We start from the raw sequence: 21,168 nt of genomic DNA on the forward strand, positions 1-21,168 counted from the left end.
GTTTATAGACTTTTAAGGTGTTTATACTGAGGTTTCAGTCCCGCCCTCGTTTTGATTGAATCGGCAACCATCGGCCCATTGTTTTCCCAAGTATTTCCCGGACCGTTTGCATTCTGTAGAAATTTTTCTTGAGGAGTCCAATTGTCTTTTACCGTAATAAAAGAGCTGCCCTCGTCGGTATATAAGTAAAACCAATGCTGAGGATCGTGCACATACGAAGGGCTGTAAATATCTTCAACCCTATTTTCAGTGATGAACGATTTCGATTGTACCGAAAGAGTATATATGCCGGCTACATCATACATATGTTTACCATAATGATGTATATAGTTGGCATGTATTCTGTTGTTGCGCATACAATTAACTGTTTTAGTCCATCCCCATCCAAGGCTGATACCTGTATATGATATCTCGCTGATCTCGTTGTGTTCGATATTGATGTCTGTAACAAATCCGGCACAGATGGCTACACATCCCCAATCTTCGTTGGCTACATCGGTTATCAGATTATTCGATATAGTTTGATAAGAGCACAGTTCTCTTCTATCCGAAGGATCGTAGGGTAAATGACTCTCCATACCTATGTCAGACATTTTACCTATTTGCATGGCGTTGCCTGCAATATCCGAAAATGTACATCCATTAACTATATCGTATCGGGAAGCTGAAATAAAATCTATTCCACAAGAACCCAGATGTTGAAATTTGCAATTATCGAAAAGGGTGTTTTCGGCAAATTCAACCATTACTGCTGCCCGAGGACGACCTATCCATGCTTGATTTTCTATCCCTTTATTCAAGTTTCCGGGTACTCCGGGTGGACGTAGTTTATAGCCGTCTAAAAGATACATACCTGCTTGAAGAGGTACATGCCCTTTTTCGGATGGACGTGTCCATGTTGTATATCGAAAATCAATCCCTTTGAATTGAATATGCTTAACAGGGCGGTCGATAGTTCCTTTTATATCCACCAATGTTTCGAGTGTAGGAATAATTACTTCGGCAGTTTTCATGTCTTCTCCCGATCGGGGCAGATAGTAAATTTTATTCGAATCTATATCGTGATACCATTCTCCCGGTTTATCGATTAACTGAAGAGCGTTAGTGAAATAAAAAGCAGAATTAAATCCTTCTTTAATCATAGGTTGAGGCCAAGGATGCTCGAATTGTATGCGGGCTTCGGGATTATGAAATTTGATTCCTGCCGAATCGCCTTGTACAACAATCGATTTAACCCGAAGGTTGGCAATAGCCCACATTTGATGAATAACCAATTCCAGATTCGGTGCATTTTCCAAACCTTTTACAGCTGATGCAGGAACCCAAAGTATTTCATTCTTTTTATCATTACTTCTGATTCTGTCCATTTTTTCGAAATCAGAAACATTACGAGCTCTGGTTGCTTTGCTTCCGTTTACCCATAATTGGCGAAAAATTATCCGATTACCGTTGAATCGGGGAACTGAAGCTGTCCAGTATTTGCCTTCTTTTTTCCAATTACTTATTTGCATACCTCCGCTTAAAACAGGTGTTCCGTTTATTGCTTCGATAATAGTCGGACTTGATTCTGTTCCCGAATCTTCGGGGCGGATAAAGAGAGGTTCGTACAAATTGTATGTACCTCCGTTTACCCGGATATGTATTGCTTCGTCTTTCTTTATCTTCGAAAGACGTCTGTACTCACGCGCTTCTCTTAGTGCTGCGTCTAATGTTGCTTTGGGTTTATTTTTACTGCCATCGTCAAAGTCATTGCCTTTGGTAGAGACATATATCTCGGCTCCTGATAATGCAAAAGCATAGCAGAATGCAAAGAGTGTATGTATATATTTAATCATTATACAGCGTGTTTATTTGATTTCATTTAAAAGACCTGAGTCCTTATTATTGGAATACTTGCTTTAGGTATCGAACATTTGCTCCATAATTTTTCTTCACATTATGTACATCATTAGTGTCACGAGATCTTTCTACTACAAGCCAACCGCTCCATCCCATTTTATCCAATGTCTTTTTTATTTCGGGCATATTGATTGCAGGATCGTTTTCTAACCAATACCCATCGGTGTTTGAGGCATGAATTTGAATGATACGATCTTTACCTAGAGTTTTTAGATCTTTGATAATATTACCATTACGTTTAATAATACTCGAAAAGTTGACATAGCTTTTTATAGACGGAGAGTTTATTTTATCGATCAACTTTGCTTCTTCTTTGGCTGTTAAGGTAGTTTCGATACCGATAACTACTCCTGCAGATTCAGCTTTTTTAGCCACCACTTTCAGCCTTTCTACAACCGTATTGTATAACTCGGGTTCTTTTACTAAATCGCTTTGATTACCCATTGGCAGAAAAGCTACTTTTATATCCATCGCTTTCATCGTAGCAATACATTCATCTATCAGTTGCTCGTAATTGTCTCTTTTGGCAAACGATTGTCCATAAAAAGCCGACATAGCCAGCGAGCTGTATTGTATACCTAATCGGTTACATTCTGCAATAAACATTTCCTGAAAATGCTTTTCCGTTAGTTTATTGTCAAAACTGACTCGTTTACCTAAACCTCCCATGTCAAGTTCGAGTCCATCAGCACCTATCGATTGAGCAAGTTCCATAGCCCCTACTTTTTGACGTTTCAGCATCATCCAATCACAAACAGATATCTTGTATCTTTGATTATTTACCACTTGTATTTCGGATGTCTCGGTGAGTGAAGGCCATTCCATATTTTCGATCTTTGATAAAACTAATTTCGAAGGATCAACCACTACATGTTTAATGGCTTTACGCCTCCATGTATAAACAATATGCACCAATCCGTCAGAAGATTGAATAACCGATGGATATGAATATTGACTGATAGGCGAGTCTTCTAAAATCAGGGCTGCATACCATACTTTACCATCGTTGGATATTGCTACATTCAAAGGGGTTCTCAGTCCTTTTCCTTTTTTCAGTGTATCATTGGGCAATACATGGTTATATACAAGCAATTGACGTCCGTCTTGTAATGTTACGGCATCTGTGCCCGAATTATTATTAGGTAACATAGTTGGTGTAAATTCTGACCAAGTTTTGCCATTGTCGGCAGACCACGATTGTGCTATTGTTCGTTCCTGCGTTCTACATAGAAGCTGCAATTTTCCATCAGGATAAGTAAGTACCGATGGTTGAATGGTATGTATTGATTTACCTTCGTTGATAGGACCTATCTTCGACCAAGTTTTGCCAAAGTCTTTAGTCACTTCAAGGTGAGTTCTCCAAGCTCCGCCTTCGGTACTCGATGGACAAATCAGTAATCCGTTTTTAAGGAGTACAGGTTTATTTTTTACAGGTCCGATAAATCCTTCGGGAAGGTCTTTTGGTTCAGACCAAGAATAACCTCCATCGTTTGATGTAATTACTTTTCCAATCCATCCTCCGACATTAGGTCCTACTTTGTAGTATAATTGAAGTTCGCCATTTGGCACTTGATACAATACAGGATTCCAACAAGCATAGCGAAGAGTGTCATTCACGATTCCGTTTGCAACGTTTCTTGGTTCAGTCCATTTACCGTTTATATAGTGGCTTGTCCAGATACATACATCAGGGTTTCGTTCTTTTGTTCCGCCAAACCAAGAGGCTATTATTGATCCTTCTTTAGTTTCGGCAATGGTAGAAGCATGACTTTCGGGGAAAGACGGTTTTTCGCAAATAAATTCATCGGCAATAATACCCTCTCTCCAACGATCTTGTGCAACACCATATTTACAAGTAAATGAGTATTCGCCCGAGCCTATTTCGAGATTGATACGTCCGTTTTCTTTCCGTACAAATTTTAACCCTTCTACATCAGTAATAGGTCTACCGTTTTCGGTAATGTCGTTTATTTCGGCAGCTGGTATAAGAATATTAGCTCTACTATTAACAGGAATGGTAATCTTCCATGTAAAGATTCCTTTATTTAATGTCCAATCGCTTTCTACCAGACCATAAGGTGTGGTATGAGATGCTTTTGCCTGATTCAAATTTTCGGTTGGGGTAGGGTGCATCCACAACCACTTAAATCCTGTATGCGTTTCGTGGCTCTTGATTCCTGCAATATTCTCGTACATCCATGCAATAAGGTCGCCTAAAAGCATCACATGGTTTTGTGAATTCATTTTTGGGCTGGCTGTATTTCCATTCCACAGTTCCCATATAGTAGTTGCTCCGTTTTCGATCATATATCCCCATCCCGGATAATCTTTCTGAGTGGCAATAGTATATGCAACATCAGTACATCCTCGTTTCGACAGTTCACGCATTAACCATTGAGTACCGATAACCCCTGTACTTATATGCAGTTTATCGTTCTGAACGATACGATACATCATATTCTTGAAAACACGATCTTCATTATCCTTGTCTACAATACCGAAAGTCAAAGGTAAAAGATTGGCTGTTACGGTATAATTGCTGTATTGACCGGTCGCATTGTTATAAAATTTATCGTTAAAGCCTTTTCGAATTTGTTTAGCTAAGTCGGCATATGCAGGTATATCATTTTCGTGTCCGGCAATCATTGCAAATTTTTGCATCAGTTGCATAAAATAAAAATAATAAGCTGTTGATATTAGTTCCCCATCAGTTTTTCGGGCAGGATCGAGAGAATGAATCAGTTCTTTCGATTCGGGCGGGACACACCAATCTCCGTATTTATCTTTGGTGACGATGTAAGAAGTAGTCATATATTTACTTCTCATATATTCGAGCCATTGCTTCATCGAAGCATAATGACTGATAATAGGTTCGGCATTTCCTGTTTGGCGGTATATCATATCAGCCACCATCAGATAAGTACCGGGCCATGTCATATTATCGCTGTAATATGTTTTGTAAAATCCGGGAGACATATCAGGAAGCTGTCCCGATGGCATTTGCGATTGTTCAATGTCATTCAACCATTTGGCATACAATCTGGTATTATCAAAAATATAGCTTTCGCCTAACGAACCTGTTGCTCTGTCGCCGAGCCAAGGCTGCCTTTCGTCTCTTTGAGGGCAATCTACAGGCATTCCTTTATAGTTACCTCTGATTCCCCAATATGCATTCTGATATATTTGATTCAATAGCTCATTCGAAGAGCTAAATTCACCAATTGTAGCCATATCATCGTATATGACCTTTCCTTCGAAATTGTCAATTGTAGGGATGCTTGGAAATCCTGTAACTTCGGCATATCTGAATCCATGATAAACAAACGATGGCTCCCATGTCTCCATTCCCGAACCTTTCAGTATGTATGTATCAGTAGATAGGGCACTTCTTAAATTATCACGCTTTAGGCGTCCATTATTGTCTAATGATTCTGCAAAGCGTATAGTTATTTTACGTCCTCTATGTCCTTGGGTTTTTAGTTGAAGCCATCCGACCATATTCTGCCCCATATCGATAATGAAAGTGTCTTTTGCTAAGGGTTTTACACTTATGGGTTTCAGTACTTCTTTTATTCGCATATTGTCGGTCATCTGAGAAATCAGATTCCCCGATGGAGGACTTACTACGGATGCTTTAGCCCATTTAGAATCATTGAAACCATTCAGATTCCAGTTCTGTAATTCTTTGGTAGCATCGTAATCTTCACCGTCAAATTCATTATTTGATCGGATCGGTCCGTCAGATGTTACCTTCCAATTATTGTCGCTGTTGACAAACGATTTGCTGCCATCGGTATATTCTATTTCAAGCTGAAGTCGCATTTTAGGATAGCCGTAAGTTTTTACTTTATGCGGCTTAAAATTTTGACGCATATTGTAATAGCGACCATTCCCTAAAATAGTTGCAACAGTATTCGTTCCGTTTTTAATGAGTGATGTAACATCGAATGTATTATAAGTAACAGACTTATCGTAATCTGTAGGGACAGGTGCAAGAACTTGATTTCCAATCCGCTTACCGTTTATATAAAGTTCATATAAACCTAGTCCTGCAATATATACTTTAGCAGATTTTACAGTTTTAGCACTGGTAAATTCTTTTCTGAGGTAACGAGCCGATAGCCTCGAATGTTGAGTTTCGCTATCCCAAGGGAAAGCTTTATCTAGCCCGATCCATTGTGCAGCCCAATCGTTAGCATTAAGTAAACCGACGGAGAAATGAGCCGGAGCACTCCACTCGCCGGTTTCTTTATTGGTGGTAACTTTTACTGTCCAATAGACTATATCTCTCGATTTAAGAGCTTTTCCTGTATATTTGACCAAGGTGGACTGATCGCTTTTGATAACTCCCGAATTCCACAGATCAGCATCTTTTTCGTTTAGTTTTTCAGGAGAACTGGATGCTAATATCTGATAAGAGGTTTGTAGCGAGTTGCGCTCATTTGATTTTATGATCCAATTGAAACGGGGAGTGGTAGTACTTATACCCTCAGGATTAGTCATTAATTCGCAACGTAAGTCTTTTATCTCAATCGCATGGACTGAGATAAAAAGACTTAGTGCACCCCAAAACAATATAATACGTTTGAAATTCATCATTTATTTTTTTTCTTGAAGATTGTCTTCTACATATGTTTTTGTTGTATCTGTAATGATCAGTACCCAATCGTTACCGGCTCTGTATCCCGAATCGTTGATGAAGTCTTTCGATCCGTTATCGAATTCTCCGATAAACTCAGTATGTCCGTCAATAGGACTGTACCACCAAGCTTTTTTCTTAGTCCCGCTGATCTTGGTCATATCTATCTTAGTCAAACGGTTTGTATAGTTATATACTAAAATATAATCGTTACCTCTTGTTGCAATTACCCGTTCGTACTGTTTTCCATTGGTATCGGCAATAATACTCTGATCGGGGATACGTTCGGTAAATGGAAAAGCCAATATTAGTTTTTTCAGGTATTTCATTTCTAAACATCCCGGATCGCGTAAAGCATCCCACCAAGGTTTTTTTGCACCAAAAGAAGCTAAATATCCGGGGCGTAGCATTTGCATAGTCGAATTGTGTCCGTATGTATGACCGAATGATCCTGCAAAAACAGACCAATATGCATATCGGCGCACATCTTCGGCTTGCCAATATCTTTCGCCGAAATTGTGCAATCCATGAGGAATATCTTCGTAAGCGGGTTCTCCATCTATTACTGGTTTATGTGGAGATACAGCTAAGCTGCTTTCAACAAATCGCCAGTTGTCTTCTTCGGTATTTTCTTCAATGGGGTAATCTCCATCTCCGAATCTTTGTCCGTATCTGCGATGCCCTGATTGAAACATATTGAAATCTAGCCAATCTTCGTTATTAAACCAAGTAGTAGAAGAGGTACGACCTCTGGGGTGGAATGTCATTAAGTGCTCGGTATCTTGTGCTCGTATTGTTTTAGCTAATGTTTGCCAAACTTCGGGTTGTACATCGCCACGAATATCTCCTCCGATAAACCAGATTATGTTTGGGTACTTTTTGTATCTTTCTACCAGAAATGTTCCATATTTTTTAGCATCTTCAACTGTCATTAATTTTTCATTGACAGGGCTTCCCCAAACGCAAACTATACCAACATAAATTCCACTCTTTTGAGCTCTTTCTACAATGTAATCGACATGTTTCCAGTAATTATATTGACCTTTTTGATCTATGTTTTTTAAATCGAATCCATAAGGTAAAGCTTCGTGTCCGTAAACATTCATAGCCGGAATAGTATGAAGTACAGATATTTGTAAAACATTATAATCATTCTTTTGAACTTCGGACATCAGAAAATCAACTTCGTCTCTGTTCGATCGCGATGGAAGTAACCATGCTGTTTCGCCTAACCAAAAGAAAGGTTTGCCATTGGCATGTTGTAAATAACGTTTATTGTCGCTGACAATTAATCTGCCATTGTCCCACGGTTTTTCTTTTTTCTTTTTATTGTTGTCCTGAGCTGTAATGCTTAAAGATGCAGCTAAAGCAAAAAATAGAACTATATGTTTGGTAATAAATTTCATGGTATTATTTCTGTTTCTTTTGTTTTTCGTTTTCTATGGCAGCCCAAATAAATGGAGCGACAGATTTAGGATCGTTTTCGATAACAGGTTCTCCGATGTAATATTCGAATGATCCGTCTCTGTATACTTTTTCTCCACCCAGTCCTGCAACAGCACAACAATTAGTTATTGTATATGTGCCATCCGTTTCTAACTTGGTAAATTCTTTTATCAGACCCTCGAATCCTTTATTTGCCGGTGCTAAATATTCGCTACTTATATACCCTTTGCGAATAGCTTTGTACAGAAATGCAACAAACATAGCAGATCCTGATGATTCGAGATAATTACCTTTGCGATCGCCTAAATTGGTAACCTGGTACCATGTGCCTGATTTTTGATCTTGCCATTTGGTAATCCCCTTAGCCAGTTTATCTATAATATTCAGTATGTCTTTTCGTCCGGCATGATCTTGTGATAGATAGTCTAATACATCTACCGAAGCGAGCGCATACCAACCGATACTTCTCGACCAAAAATTTGGAGATAATCCTGTTTTAGGATCTGCCCATTTCTGTTTACGGCTTTCGTCCCATCCATGATAATACAACCCTGATTCTTTATCATAACAATATTTATCTATCAGCGTGAATTGTTTGACTATATCATCGAACATTTCTGGCTTATTAAATTGTACTGCATATTCAGCTAAAAAAGGTTCAGCCATATATACACCATCGAGCCACATCTGATCGGGATATATTTTTTTATGCCAATATCCGCCGACTTTAGTTCGTGGTTGGTTTTCCATTTGAAGAACCAATGTGTCGATAGCCAATTTATATTTATTATTTTTTGTATCGGAATAGAACCTAAATAGAATCTTCCCGGCATTTATATTATCTATGTTGAACTTTTCGAACTGATATGTTTTGATCGAGCCTTCAGCAGTAATTAAGATATCGGCATACCCTTTCGAGTATTTATAAAAAGTACTGTCCTTTGTATGGTTATACAAGTCAAGCATAGCTTTAGCTACACATCCGTGAGTATATCCCCATCTGGGAGATTTAGCCTTTTCTATCATCCATGCCTCAGGGAAACGTTTGATTTCCGACTCTGCTAATTTTACAGACCACGGTTTGTTTTGATCAGTATAGCTTTCTTTATTTTCCTTTCTGTTTCCACATGCAATAAACAAAGCAAAAACTAAAAGTAATAGGGAGAAACGTGTAACAGTTTTTTTTTTCATAGTGGATTTTTTTTAGTTTTTGATGTTGAAAATGTATGTTTGTCCTTTTTCGGTTTTTAAATCATACAAGTATGTGTGTTTGGGTTGGAGATCCGAACTGTTGTTTAATGTTGCTTTTTCTGAAATGAGAGGTGCTGCTATTTGAGGAACTTCATAAAGAGGATTAGGGTTCTCTCCTTTCGCTACTTTTATTCCTTCTCCTTTAAGTTTTTCATTGATACGGATACGGCAGTTTCCTCCGTATTTTGAGTAGACCTGAATTTTAGCTGCTTTTTCGTTCTTCCATTCTATATCGAAAACAAAGCCACCTCTGGCTACAAGCCCTTTTACACATCCGTTTTTCCAGACATCAGGCAAAGCCGGAAGTACATACACAAAACCATCATGGCTTTGTAAGAACATTTCGGACATTCCGGCAGTGCATCCGAAGTTGCCATCTATCTGAAACGGAGGATGAGCATCGAACATATTACTGTATGTTCCACCTTTCTTTTTTTCGTTTGTTACCAGATTCAGTTGTTCTGTAAGTAACTTATAAGCATGATTACCATCGAGTAAGCGAGCCCATAAACAAACTTTCCAACCCATCGACCATCCTGTTGAAGGATCTCCTCTGTAAATAAGCGAATTTTTAGCAGCTTCACTAAGTATAGGAGTTCTTATCGGAGATATTTGATTGCTGGGATACAAACCATACAGATGAGAAACATGTCGATGTTTATCATCGGGAGAATCCCAGTCTTGCATCCATTCTTGTAATTGATTGTGCTGTCCGACCTGCATAGGAGGTAATAAAGCTCGTTTAGATCTTAATGCATCCGCAAAATCTTTATCCAAACCTAATAGATCAGCAGCCGTAATTACTTCCGAAAACAGATCGAAAACCAGTTGGTTATCCATTGTTGTACCTGCTGAAATTGTAGCTTTATTTTTGCTTCCGGCATGCGTATTTTCAGGAGAACTCGAAGGACTTACCACCAACCAACCATGCGAAGGTTCGGTTATCAGAAAATCATTGAAGAACATAGCTGCACCCTTCATTATAGGATATACCGATTTCAGAAATTCTTTATCGCCCGTATATAGGTATCTGTACCATAAATGTTGACTTACCCAAGCTCCGCCTGTAGGCCACATACCTGACGCTGCCCTATCTACAGGACCTGTTATTCGCCATATATCGGTATTGTGATGTAATACCCATCCTCTACAGTTGTACATCTTTTTTGCTGTTTCGGTTCCTGTTTCTGCTACTTCACGAACAAGTTGTAACATGGGCTCGTGCATTTCGCTCAGGTTGGTAGGTTCTGCAGGCCAATAATTCATTTCGAGATTGATATTACAAGTGTATTTACTGTCCCAAGATGGTAAATACCTGTCGTTCCAGATACCTTGTAAATTTGCAGCCTGAGTATTCGGTTGAGAACTCGATATCAGCAGGTAACGTCCAAATTGATAATATAATGCAGCCAAAGAAGGATCGTAACTCGTCGCAAAATTACGGATTCTTTCATCTGTAGGCTTTTTATTGTTTTCTGTCTCTCCTAAATAAAGAGACGAGCGATTGAAGTATTGCTGATAATATAGGCTGTGCTCATCTTTAGCCTTATTGTATTCATTGTTATATGCTTTATTCAGATACGCTTTACATCGCGCAGTTTTGTCTCCTGTAAGGTCATTGTAATTGTTGAAATTAGTAGCAATAGCCACATATAAGATCACTTCATCAGCGTGATTGATAGATATTATACCATTGTTAACCGAAACGTTTCCTCCTGAGACTTTGGGTTTGACTCTTGTTTCGAGTTGTACCTTTCCGCTTTGTTTCTCATGAGCAGGGGTAATTGCCGTAAGTATCAACTCTCCGTTTTCGGATAATTGTTCGGCTTTCTCCTGAGGTGTAGTCATGAATATGTTACAAGAAATACTTGACTTCTTATCTGCAGTCAGTTTTATTATTACAGCCTGATCTGTAAATGAAGTGAATACTTCTCTTCGGAAAGTAGTACCATCCACTTTATAGCTCACAGAGGCGGTTGCGTTGCTGATGTCCAGATCCCGATAATAGTCGGTGTATTTGTTATGACCATTGAACGAAATAAACAAATCTCCCATGGGTTGATATGGCATACCATGGTTTGTTTTAGACATGATTTTTTCTGTAGCCATGTCTTCTGCTTGTTTGTATTTTCCTTCGAATATGAGTTGCCTGACTTTATTCAAGACACCGTTTTCTAGCTCACGTGCATTGCTGTTTGGCGAACCTGCCCAGATTGTTTCTTCATTTAACTGGAGATGCTCGACCGAAGGATCGCCGAATACCATAGCTCCCAGACGTCCGTTACCTAGAGGTAGGGCTTGATTCCAATCGGTTGCAGGTTTGTTGTACCACAACTTTAGGTCTTGTTGGGCAGAAAGGCATGTTCCCAAGACTAACATTACGAATATGGATAAAACTTGTTTCATGGTTATTCTTTAATGATTTGGTACTCTTTCAGGACTTTTAATAAAGACTCTTTTCCTTTTATTGCATTTTTGGGGAGGTTTTCGCCTTTCTCTCCGAAAGCATACATTTCAGATTCTTTTTCGATGGTTACTTTGCTTTCGTCTATATTTCCGTCCGAATCCGAAATACATTTCAAATCCAGATTGAAATGTTTTGCTATAAAACGGTACATTGCCAATCGTTTAGAAATCCCATAATCATGTCCTTCTTCGGGGAAGTGGGTATTTTCAATATTCTCTTCTGCTCCGTAAAATCCGTATATACGTTTGATGTAGGGCAGTTCCAATTCTGGAACATTCGCAGTCCAGTCTTTACCATCGGATAAGATAAGCTGGGGCTTGGGTGCAAACATCGCTGAAAGCTCTGCATTATTAGTCCTGTTTCCGCAAAGATGTGCCGGAAGACCGCTTTCGCAAGGACACCCTCCGACAAAGTAGGATGAAGTCATAACAGTAGGTATGCTTAAAGTAATACGGTCGTCAATGGCTGAGACCATCATAGTCATGCTGCCACCACCCGATCCCCCAGTGATGCCGACTTTGGTCTGATCTGCTTCTTTCAGCGATAGCATATAATCGAGTATGCGTAAGGTATTTAATGTTTGGATGGCATTAGCCGCACTTAGCCGATGTAGAGTTCCATCGAATTGGAGAAGACTTTCCCCCCATGCGAACAGATCCCAACTGACTGCTATTGCTCCCATACGGGCTTGCATAGCGCAGCGATTTTGCTGATCGGTTCTGTATCGCCCTTGTCCGAAATGTCCGTTAGGGTTTAATATAATCGGATATTGTTTCATTTTCAGGGAAGATTTGTATATGGATCCGCACACATATATTCCCGGCAAAGTTTCCAATGCAAAGTTCTGAACAGTATATCCGTTGTATTTTCGTATCTTGGTTAAAATTATTTGTGAGCTTGGTTTGGTCGGCATTGGAGATAGCCCAAGTGCTGAAGGCAGGCAGGCTTTTAGTTGAGCCTTTCGTTGTTCCCAATCTGTTTTATTTGGATAGAGCAAATTAAGATAATCGAGAAATTGCTTACCTTCCTCCGTAGTTGTTCGGGCGTATTCGAATGATTTGATTTTATACTTTCCGTTATCCATCGTGTATATATAATCAAAAGGAGCAAGTACGGCTTTCAGAGTTTCTGTTACGCTCCACGGTTTGATTCTCCAATCTGCATAAGTGAGAACTTTCCCATCTATCATCTTTTGATCGTATTTGATTTTAATACCGAATTGGTGTTCTATATTATTCAAAACTTCAATCAATGGACGAGAGTAAAGGCTGTCTGCGTTTTGTGTCTGCGAAAATAGACCGGAGATACAAATAAAAGATACGAAAATATATATGCACGCTTTTAGTTTCATTGCTTATTATTCTATAATGGCTGCAGACTTCTTTAACAGGTTTCCCTTTTCAACTGCAGTCGTTAATCTTATAAATGAATTATTGGATAAGATAATGTTGTTAGTTTCAGTTCCATCGACAGATACAAATGATTTACTGCCCTTTAGGGGAAAACAGCCTTGAATAAAGGCATCTTTCACATCAGTCAGTTCTACAACAGGTTTTGTAGCGATTGGGTTGGCTGTCGATATATTATTTACATAAAGATTTTCAGTTGAACTGATTTTGTATGTAGCACCCAATTGTGTCCCTATCTTTATATTGGTTAGGGTGATATCTTTGGCCTTATCAATCTGAATTCCTGTTTCAGCATCTATATTGATATCAGATAATGTGATATTGCTAATTGGTGATTCTTCAATACCGAGTATCGTGCAGGCTGTATTTACTTTACTGCCTGTAAGTCCTGATATGTGTATATTTCTAAAAATGGGAGTCCTCTCCGAAAAGCTTTCCTGTGGAACATTTGAATAAAACAGATTGATTGTAATTGCTTCCTTCTTGATATCTTTCATGACAATATTGCTGACTCTTATTTCTTCAACAATACCTCCACGTCCCCGAGTCGATTTTATACGGATTCCCCGGTCTGTTCCATCAAAAATACAGTTACTGATAGATACTTTACGAACATCTCCCGACATTTCGCTACCGATTACAACTCCACCGTGACCGGCTCTCATGACACAATTAGTGATAGTGATATTTTCGCAAGGAGTCGAATATTGACGCCCTTGTAAGTCGCGTCCGGATTTGAGAGTAATACAGTCATCACCCACAGTAATGAAACTATTGGATATAATTACATTTTTGCAGGATGAGGGATTTATCCCGTCAGTATTAGGTGCATCAGGGTTATTTATTGTTATGCCATCTATTAATACGTTTTCGCAAAACTCAGGATTGATAGTCCAGAATGGTGAATTTATAATTTTTACCCCTTGTACCTTAAATCCTTTGCATTTGTATGGCTGCATCAATGGAGGGCGGAAAAACCTTTTACCGAGAGTCCGTTTCCAATCTGATTGGTCTTCGATGGTGAGGTTCGGATTCTCCTTATTCCAAAGCTCTTGATACCCATTCAATTCTTTTTTGAATTGTTCATCTTTGTGAGCTCCTTCTACGGTGAAAGTACCATACCACCACTTTTTGCCGTTACCGTCTATTGTGCCTTCACCTTTGATGGCGATATTTTCCTGTTCATAGGCATAAATCATCGGGCAAAAACTTTTCATGACTACACCTTCGTATCTCATTTCAACAAAGGGAATATATTCCGAAAAATCATCCGAAAACTTGATGGTTGCACTTGCATCTATTAGCAGAGTGATATTGCTTTTCAGTACGATAGGTCCTGTAACGAAAGTTCCTTGTGTGAAACTTAATGTTCCACCACCTTTTGATGACAACTCGTCTATGGCTCTTTTTATAATGCCTGTATTGCTGGTTTTTCCATCACCGTTGCCTCCGTATTCGGATATATTTATATCCTTAGCCTGAGCAGATAATGAAATAAGCGATAGTAATATAATGTAGATTTTTTTCATGGAGCAGGTAAATTTAAGATTATACAAAAATATCAGATTAAACGTTTTAGCAAAAATAGCTCGATATGTTGTAAAACATATCGAGCTGTATTAATCTCAATAAAATATCTGAGACTTTATTGATTCTTTTCGCCGAATTCAGTCTGTTGAAGCTCCACTTCATTTAAAGCTTTTTGCTTATCTTCTTCTGATAGCTGGCGTTGATAGTCAAAGCTATAAGAGCTTTTGTTTACTGTTCTGGGTTTTTCATTATAAATAAGCTGAAAATCTGATGGTATACTTTCGAATTCTATTACGGCAGGAGTCGGAGCATGCTCTCCTTCAAACAAAACTCTTGCCTTTACTTTAATTTTTCCGGCAGTCGTGGTTGATCTGATCAATACGGGTGCCGAACCGAATTCTACCGTACGCGGATTAGCACCTATAATTGCATCCCCGATGATTTCGCCTTCCCCTTCTACCGAGAAAAGTATCTGTTCTTTGGCGAGTCGTCTTACGTTTCCATCGTCGTCGGTTACTTCACATATTACAGGTATAAAATCAGACCCATTAGCAGTCAGATGTTGCCCGGAATTGTCAATTGAAAGGCGGAGTTTTGCAGATCGTCTCGACGGCATTTTCTTTTCTCTGCATACCACCTTGCCATTTATCAGCCCTTCTGCGATAAATGACACTTGCTGCCATTTTTTCTCAACATAAGGGAGTACACGCATTTGGTTAAAATCATATACATTTTTGAATGTTACCGGAGGATTCGGCATTCCCGGATTTGTACGAGGAACTTTCTGTATAAGAGTGTCCTTTTCGTAAACGATAAGACGAACTTCGTCACAATTTGTAAATATAGTCACATCACTGCTTGAAAAAGGAGATATCTCATGAGCAATAAATAGCATAGGACCTGTTTCTAATAGAGGATTACTGAATGTGGCAGGAACCTGGCTTTTGAACATATAATATGAATACTTCGGTTGTCTGAACGCATCCATTATACCTCCCCAATATGGGTCGGGGTGATATCCTCTCTGATGGTCAAATGGATGCCATAATGCTCCACCTATAAATTGACGGCTGGCGGGGTACATTTCATTATATGCTTTTGCCAACTGGAGAGACTGTATTAAGAGAGGAGTTTCTCCCCAACTGCGTGATGCTCTGTTGTTTGTGTTATGAGCATACCAGTCGTCCACATTCTCCCCGAATTCACGTGTAAAAATACATTGTTTATAGCTGCCTGTATCTTTTGGCCATCCGTAAACGACCTCGTAGTTTTCGGCAACACCTGCTGAATGATTATCAGCAGCACATGATGATCCCGGCATTTCCTGGTGTGTAATTTGCTGGGCCTTTAGTGAAAATTCGAGCGGAAATCTGGTCTCATTAAGTATAGGTTCCCACATCAATACAGACGGGTGATTGCGATCTCGGCGGATCATATTGCGAATATCATCATATACCAACTCGGCAAACTGAGGGTCTTTGTTCCAGTATTGCCATCCGGGAGTCGCTACAATGACAAACATGCCCAGTTCATCGCAGGCATCCATAAAAGAAGGATCCTGAGGGTAGTGCGCAACCCGTATGATACGGCATCCGGCTTCCCTGAGTTTCTTTGCGTCACGCCAGTGTTGACTATTGGGTACGGCATTACCTACATATGCATAATCCTGATGGCGGTTTCCTCCAATAAGTTTATCGCAGGGTTCTCCGTTAAGCCATAATCCGTCTTTTCCTCGGAATTCGATTTTTCTTATCCCTGTTCGTGTTGTTACTCCGTCTATAGCATTCCCTTTTGAATCAGTAATCAGAGTTTCAATACTATATAAATTCGGGGAGTCGGGATGCCACAGAAGTGGATGTTTTACTAATAATTTTTGAGCATTATTTTTAGACTCATCCGCTTTTAATGATAGCTTCCCTTGAGATACAGCTACTGCTTGTCCATTTTTGTCTACCAGTTTTTGGTGTATTATAATGGTCTTCCCTTTAGTATCTGCATTATGGATGTCTGTATTGATTATCAATTCAGCTTTTGTTTTGGATATATCTCCAAATTGGACAAAGATGCCGCCTCCGGCAACTTTGTTCGTCTTGTTCGGATCAGTGATAAAAGTCTTAGATGTTGCGATCATCCATACATCCCGATAAATTCCCCCATGGTATGTAAAATCAAGCGTTGTTTGTTTTTTTCCTGGAGGAAAGTTTTTATCGTCTGAATTATCAGTCTTAACAGCAATTAAACATTCGTCTCCGGCCTTGATTCCAAGTTGAGTAAGTTCTATACTGAAAGGAAGATATCCCCCGAGGTGTGCGAGTATTTCTTTGCCGTTGAGGTACACGGTTGATTTACCCATTGCTGCTTCGAAGTATATGTTTATAAGCTTGTTGTTTAAGTCCTTATTTACCGTGAAATGTTTTCTATACCATGCCACTCCTTGGTAATTACGGCTTCCGCTGGCTTCCGCCGGCATTAGTTGCACGGTATGAGGAGTAGATACTATATTCCAATTAGAATCATTGAATTCGGTTGTCTCAGCATTCGGGATGTCTCCTTTATGAAATCTCCATCCTACATTGAAATTAAATACTTTTCGATCAGAGTTCTTTAAATCATAAAACCCACCTACCGATATTTTAGGTTGGTATTCTATTTGCCCGGAAAAGCATGGACAAATACTCATCAGAAAAAAAGAAACAGTAAATAAAGTTAATCGTTTTATCATATTGTATATATTTTTGCAGATCAATTCTGACTGTTTTTCCTTTTAGTGAAAAGTAATTTTAAAATAAAAAAGAAGGTTATTGTTGTTTTATAGGTCTTTATATTGAGTGTTTGTCTGTATGTATTCTTTAAAGTTGATGTCCTATAAGTGTACAAAGGAATATATTTTTTTAGATAATTGATCCTTTTATTTCTTATGTTATAAAACATGCCTAAACGTTTTACTTAAGATTTCGTTTTTTATATTTTTGTCGACATTCCTTAATTGATAATATGAATAATTCTGAAAAATAATTTCATTTAAATATATAAAGTGTCATATACAAGAGAAACGCTCAACTTAACCAAGGAATTTTTTATTCACTTATTAAATAACCCATGATAAACACAGATTTATTTAAAACCTTTTTTACGGCTAAAATAGTTAAACGATTTAGCGGTAGATTTTTTACTTTTCTGATAGGCTTGATTGTATCCGTGTGTGCTTATGGTCAATCGACTATATCTGTATCAGGAAATGTGCTCGACGAGCAAGGAGAAGCCGTGATTGGAGCTTCTGTTATTGTTGATGGTGAAAAAACCGGAGTAATAACAGATATTGATGGTTTTTACAGAGTAAATGCCTCACCTCAAGGTATCCTGAAGGTCTCATTTATTGGATATTTATCTCAGAATGTTCAAATTAAAAATCGATCTAAAATTAATATTACTTTACAAGAAGATACTAAAATTTTGGATGAAGTGGTAGTTGTAGGGTATGGAACCCAGAAAGTGAAAGATGTAACTGCTTCTATTGCTGTGATAACCCCGAAAGAATTTGAGAATCTTCCGGTTTCTAATCTAGGTGCGGCATTAGCTGGTCAGATTCCCGGACTTAATGTCAGTGGAGGAGATGGTCGTCCAGGAGAAGGTGCAACACTTTCAATTCGTCAGCAGTTTGGTTTTTCGAAAGATGGTAATTCTGATACTCCTTTGATTATAATTGATGATGTAATGCAGATCGATCCTAATACAGGACAAGCATCTTTATCTACATTTAATGCATTAGATCCTTCAGAAATAGAGACGATCTCAGTGCTTAGAGATGCAGCAGCAGCTATATATGGTTCGCGAGCTTCTCAAGGAGCAATTATCGTGAAAACGAAACGAGGAAAAATCGGAGCTCCGAAAATCAGCTATTCAGGGAAATTTGGATTCAATGATGCTGTAGGACATCCTAAAGTATTGACAGGTTCGGATTATGGTCGTTTTGCCAATTCATTTAATGTCGCAAATGGCAAAGTGGATAATACTGCTGCCGGATGGGAGAATAAGCTATATAGCGATGCTGAGTTGGCGACAATGGACAATTTAAATTATGATTGGCTTGATAAAGCTTGGTCATCTGCATCAACTGTAACCAACTCAGTAAACGTTAGCGGAGGTAGTGATAAAGCTACTTATTTTGCGGGAGCTTCTTATTTTACACAAGGAGCTAATCTTGGAAAGCAAGATTATAATCGGTGGAATTTCCGATCGGGTGTTGATGTTAAGTTAACCTCAGATTTGAAATTCTCGGCAACTCTAGCCGCAACTCAACAAGATGTTCTGAAAAGTTTTGGAAAAAGTAGTGGATCTATTAATGGATATGATAAGGTACAACCCGGTGAATCTGGTGAATACCTTTTATTATCGCATATGCCCAATTATATTCCTTGGGAAATAACATTGGATGATGGTAATCGTTATTATACATCGCCTTTACTCAACAGTTATTCAGCATCAGGAAATGCAAAGTCTAACGACCAGATTGGAAGTTGGAATTATTTTGCGATGTCTGATTCAAACGGTGCATTTTCTAAATCGAGCTCATTTGCTTATGATGCAAATTTTTCGTTAACTTATGCTGTTCCATATATAAAAGGATTGACTTTAAGAGGATCTTATGCTTTGAAACGTGATGCTGATGATGGTGAGCAGGTAATGATGCCTTATGCATTAGCCTACCTTAACGCCACTAATAGATTAGATCCGGGTAGTCGTTTTTTTAGTGAACATCCATCTGTGTCAGACTATAAGTTTGATAAGTTTTCAGGACGTTCTCGTGTTGTATATACCGACGTGATATCTAAAAATGAGCAGATGAACTTTTTTATTAATTATGATAAAAAAATTGGTGTTCATAGTTTTGAAGGTATGGTTGGTATGGAGCGAATGAAGGCTTTCCAATCTAAAAAGCAAATGATATACAGTAATCCCGATCCGGATGCATATTTAGGAACATCTCCAGGTGCCGGAACTATGGACGTAGGTAATTCTATTACATATAAGTATGAGCAAGGGTCGTTATCTTATTTTGGTCGTTTATCATATAATTATGCAGATAAATATTTATTCCAATTTTTGTTCCGTACTGATGCTTCAACCAAATTTTCGCCTGCAAATTATTGGGGATTTTTTCCCGGAGCATCTATCGGTTGGGTTGCATCCGAAGAGGAATTTTTCAAGAATGTAGCTCCAAAATGGTTGGATTACACGAAACTACGTTTTTCATGGGGTAAAACAGGTAAGGATAATATAAAGGCTTGGCGATGGATGTCGTTGTACGAAATGGATGGAACAAAAGGGTATGGCTTTGGTAGCAATAGTGGTATAGCAACTTCTGGTATAAAAGGAAGTCCTACGGCTAACCCCAATGCTCATTGGGATACTACTAATAAATATAACTTGGGACTAGATCTTCGATTCTTGAGAAATCGATTGACTTCAACGATGGATTTTTATTATGAAAAAAATTCAGATGTATTGAATCAATATATAGGAAATATTGTTGGTACTCCAATTTTTGCAGGTGGTGCAATTTCAGAAAAAAATTTAGGAGTAATAGATGCATGGGGTAGTGAGTTTTCTATCAATTGGCGCGACAACATTGGAAAAGTAAACTATAACATAGGTGTAAATTTTGGTTTCAGCGGAAATAAAGTGAAAGAATGGCCGGAGATACCATTGGATTTACCAGCCAAAAATACTCTACGAAACGGGGGAACAAAATATATGCCTGAATGGGGTTTTAATGTTTGGAAAGGTACTAGCTCAGGTGATGGTCTGTTACGTAACCAACAGGATATAGATAATTACTGGAACTATTTGACTGAAAATGCAAACGGTGGACAAGTTAAATATTTAGGATCGACCAATAAAAGTGATTTGCGACCAGGTATGTTAGCATATCAGGATTTAGGTAGCGATTTGGGGGATGATGGAGTACAGAAAGGTCCTGATGGTCAGATTGATAAAGAAAAAGATTATGCTAAATTAGCTAAAGATAATAAAACATACGGATTTACAACGAAATTAGGTGCTGAATGGAAAGGTATATCATTCAATATGATGATCGGTACTTCATGGGGTGGCAGCCGTCAGATCGATGTATCTGCAATCAATACTTCATCTAATCAGAATATGGTATGGGCTCCGGATGTATTTTGGAAAGATATGTTTGATGAAGTATCTAATCCAAATGGTAAGTATCCTAATATTGGTATGGAGAACAGATTAGGCGGTTCAGTAGATGCTCCTTCCGATTTCTGGGCAGTAAGCACGTTCCGTTGCTACATTCGTAATTTGAGTATAGGGTATACATTACCAAAAAGATGGCTGACTCCATTAAAAGTAGAGGCTGCGAAACTAAGTGTAACTGGAAATAATTTGTGGGATTTATACAATCCTTACCCCGATAAATATCGCAATATGTATGATAAGACTACAACGCTTTATCCTACATTAAGAACTTGGTCATTGGGCGTAAATGTTACATTTTAAAAATA

8 protein-coding genes and 2 pseudogenes are annotated in these 21,168 nt (G+C 38.6%); 1 reads left to right on the forward strand and 9 read right to left on the reverse strand.

From position 1 onward, the window contains the following. Positions 1 to 2: 2 nt before the first annotated feature. The 9 genes and pseudogenes from AABJ51_RS16490 to AABJ51_RS16525 all read right to left on the reverse strand — a co-directional run bounded on the left by AABJ51_RS16490 (position 3) and on the right by AABJ51_RS16525 (position 17,363). Positions 3 to 1,835 (reverse strand): right-handed parallel beta-helix repeat-containing protein, encoded by a 1,833-nt coding sequence (locus tag AABJ51_RS16490; protein WP_338373433.1) that lies wholly within the window; start codon positions 1,833 to 1,835, stop codon positions 3 to 5. Between the two features lie 46 nt (positions 1,836 to 1,881). Further along, positions 1,882 to 2,724, reverse strand: a complete 843-nt coding sequence (locus AABJ51_RS19435) for a sugar phosphate isomerase/epimerase family protein (RefSeq protein ID WP_434781405.1) — start codon at positions 2,722 to 2,724, stop codon at positions 1,882 to 1,884. A 21-nt stretch (positions 2,725 to 2,745) separates the two neighbouring features. Continuing rightward, positions 2,746 to 6,495: pseudogene (locus AABJ51_RS16495) on the reverse strand (family 78 glycoside hydrolase catalytic domain); the annotation flags it as partial. Positions 6,496 to 6,498: 3 nt separating this feature from the next. Then, a complete protein-coding gene (locus tag AABJ51_RS16500; protein ID WP_338373434.1) occupies positions 6,499 to 7,944 on the reverse strand; it encodes a glycoside hydrolase family 140 protein in 1,446 nt (481 codons plus the stop codon). Between the two features lie 4 nt (positions 7,945 to 7,948). Then, positions 7,949 to 9,175, reverse strand: a complete 1,227-nt coding sequence (locus AABJ51_RS16505) for a glycoside hydrolase family 88/105 protein (RefSeq protein WP_338373435.1) — start codon at positions 9,173 to 9,175, stop codon at positions 7,949 to 7,951. 12 nt (positions 9,176 to 9,187) lie between these two features. After that, entirely contained in the window at positions 9,188 to 11,641 is a 2,454-nt protein-coding gene (locus AABJ51_RS16510; RefSeq protein WP_338373436.1) for a glycoside hydrolase family 95 protein, read from the reverse strand. 2 nt (positions 11,642 to 11,643) lie between these two features. Further along, positions 11,644 to 13,053, reverse strand: a complete 1,410-nt coding sequence (locus AABJ51_RS16515; RefSeq protein WP_338373437.1) for an acetylxylan esterase — start codon at positions 13,051 to 13,053, stop codon at positions 11,644 to 11,646. Between the two features lie 291 nt (positions 13,054 to 13,344). Beyond that, positions 13,345 to 14,640: pseudogene (locus AABJ51_RS16520) on the reverse strand (glycoside hydrolase family 28 protein); the annotation flags it as partial. 116 nt (positions 14,641 to 14,756) lie between these two features. After that, a complete protein-coding gene (locus AABJ51_RS16525; RefSeq protein WP_338373439.1) occupies positions 14,757 to 17,363 on the reverse strand; it encodes a glycoside hydrolase family 2 protein in 2,607 nt (868 codons plus the stop codon). Positions 17,364 to 17,740: 377 nt separating this feature from the next. On the opposite strand from AABJ51_RS16525, the gene AABJ51_RS16530 reads away from it, so the two are divergent. Then, positions 17,741 to 21,163, forward strand: coding sequence for a SusC/RagA family TonB-linked outer membrane protein (locus tag AABJ51_RS16530; protein WP_338373440.1), 3,423 nt, complete (start codon positions 17,741 to 17,743; stop codon positions 21,161 to 21,163). The last annotated feature ends 5 nt before the right edge of the window (positions 21,164 to 21,168 follow it).

It is taken from the genome of Indolivaga capnocytophagoides, assembly GCF_036511535.1.
Classification (GTDB): domain Bacteria; phylum Bacteroidota; class Bacteroidia; order Bacteroidales; family Dysgonomonadaceae; genus Dysgonomonas_A; species Dysgonomonas_A capnocytophagoides.

Bases quoted from the DNA above. Each gene is read 5' to 3' on its own strand.
- AABJ51_RS16490 (WP_338373433.1), bottom strand. From the start codon at position 1,835: ATGATTAAATATATACATACACTCTTTGCATTCTGCTATGCTTTTGCA.
- AABJ51_RS19435 (WP_434781405.1), bottom strand. From the start codon at position 2,724: ATGGAATGGCCTTCACTCACCGAGACATCCGAAATACAAGTGGTAAAT.
- AABJ51_RS16500 (WP_338373434.1), bottom strand. From the start codon at position 7,944: ATGAAATTTATTACCAAACATATAGTTCTATTTTTTGCTTTAGCTGCA.
- AABJ51_RS16505 (WP_338373435.1), bottom strand. From the start codon at position 9,175: ATGAAAAAAAAAACTGTTACACGTTTCTCCCTATTACTTTTAGTTTTT.
- AABJ51_RS16510 (WP_338373436.1), bottom strand. From the start codon at position 11,641: ATGAAACAAGTTTTATCCATATTCGTAATGTTAGTCTTGGGAACATGC.
- AABJ51_RS16515 (WP_338373437.1), bottom strand. From the start codon at position 13,053: ATGAAACTAAAAGCGTGCATATATATTTTCGTATCTTTTATTTGTATC.
- AABJ51_RS16525 (WP_338373439.1), bottom strand. From the start codon at position 17,363: ATGATAAAACGATTAACTTTATTTACTGTTTCTTTTTTTCTGATGAGT.
- AABJ51_RS16530 (WP_338373440.1), top strand. From the start codon at position 17,741: ATGATAAACACAGATTTATTTAAAACCTTTTTTACGGCTAAAATAGTT.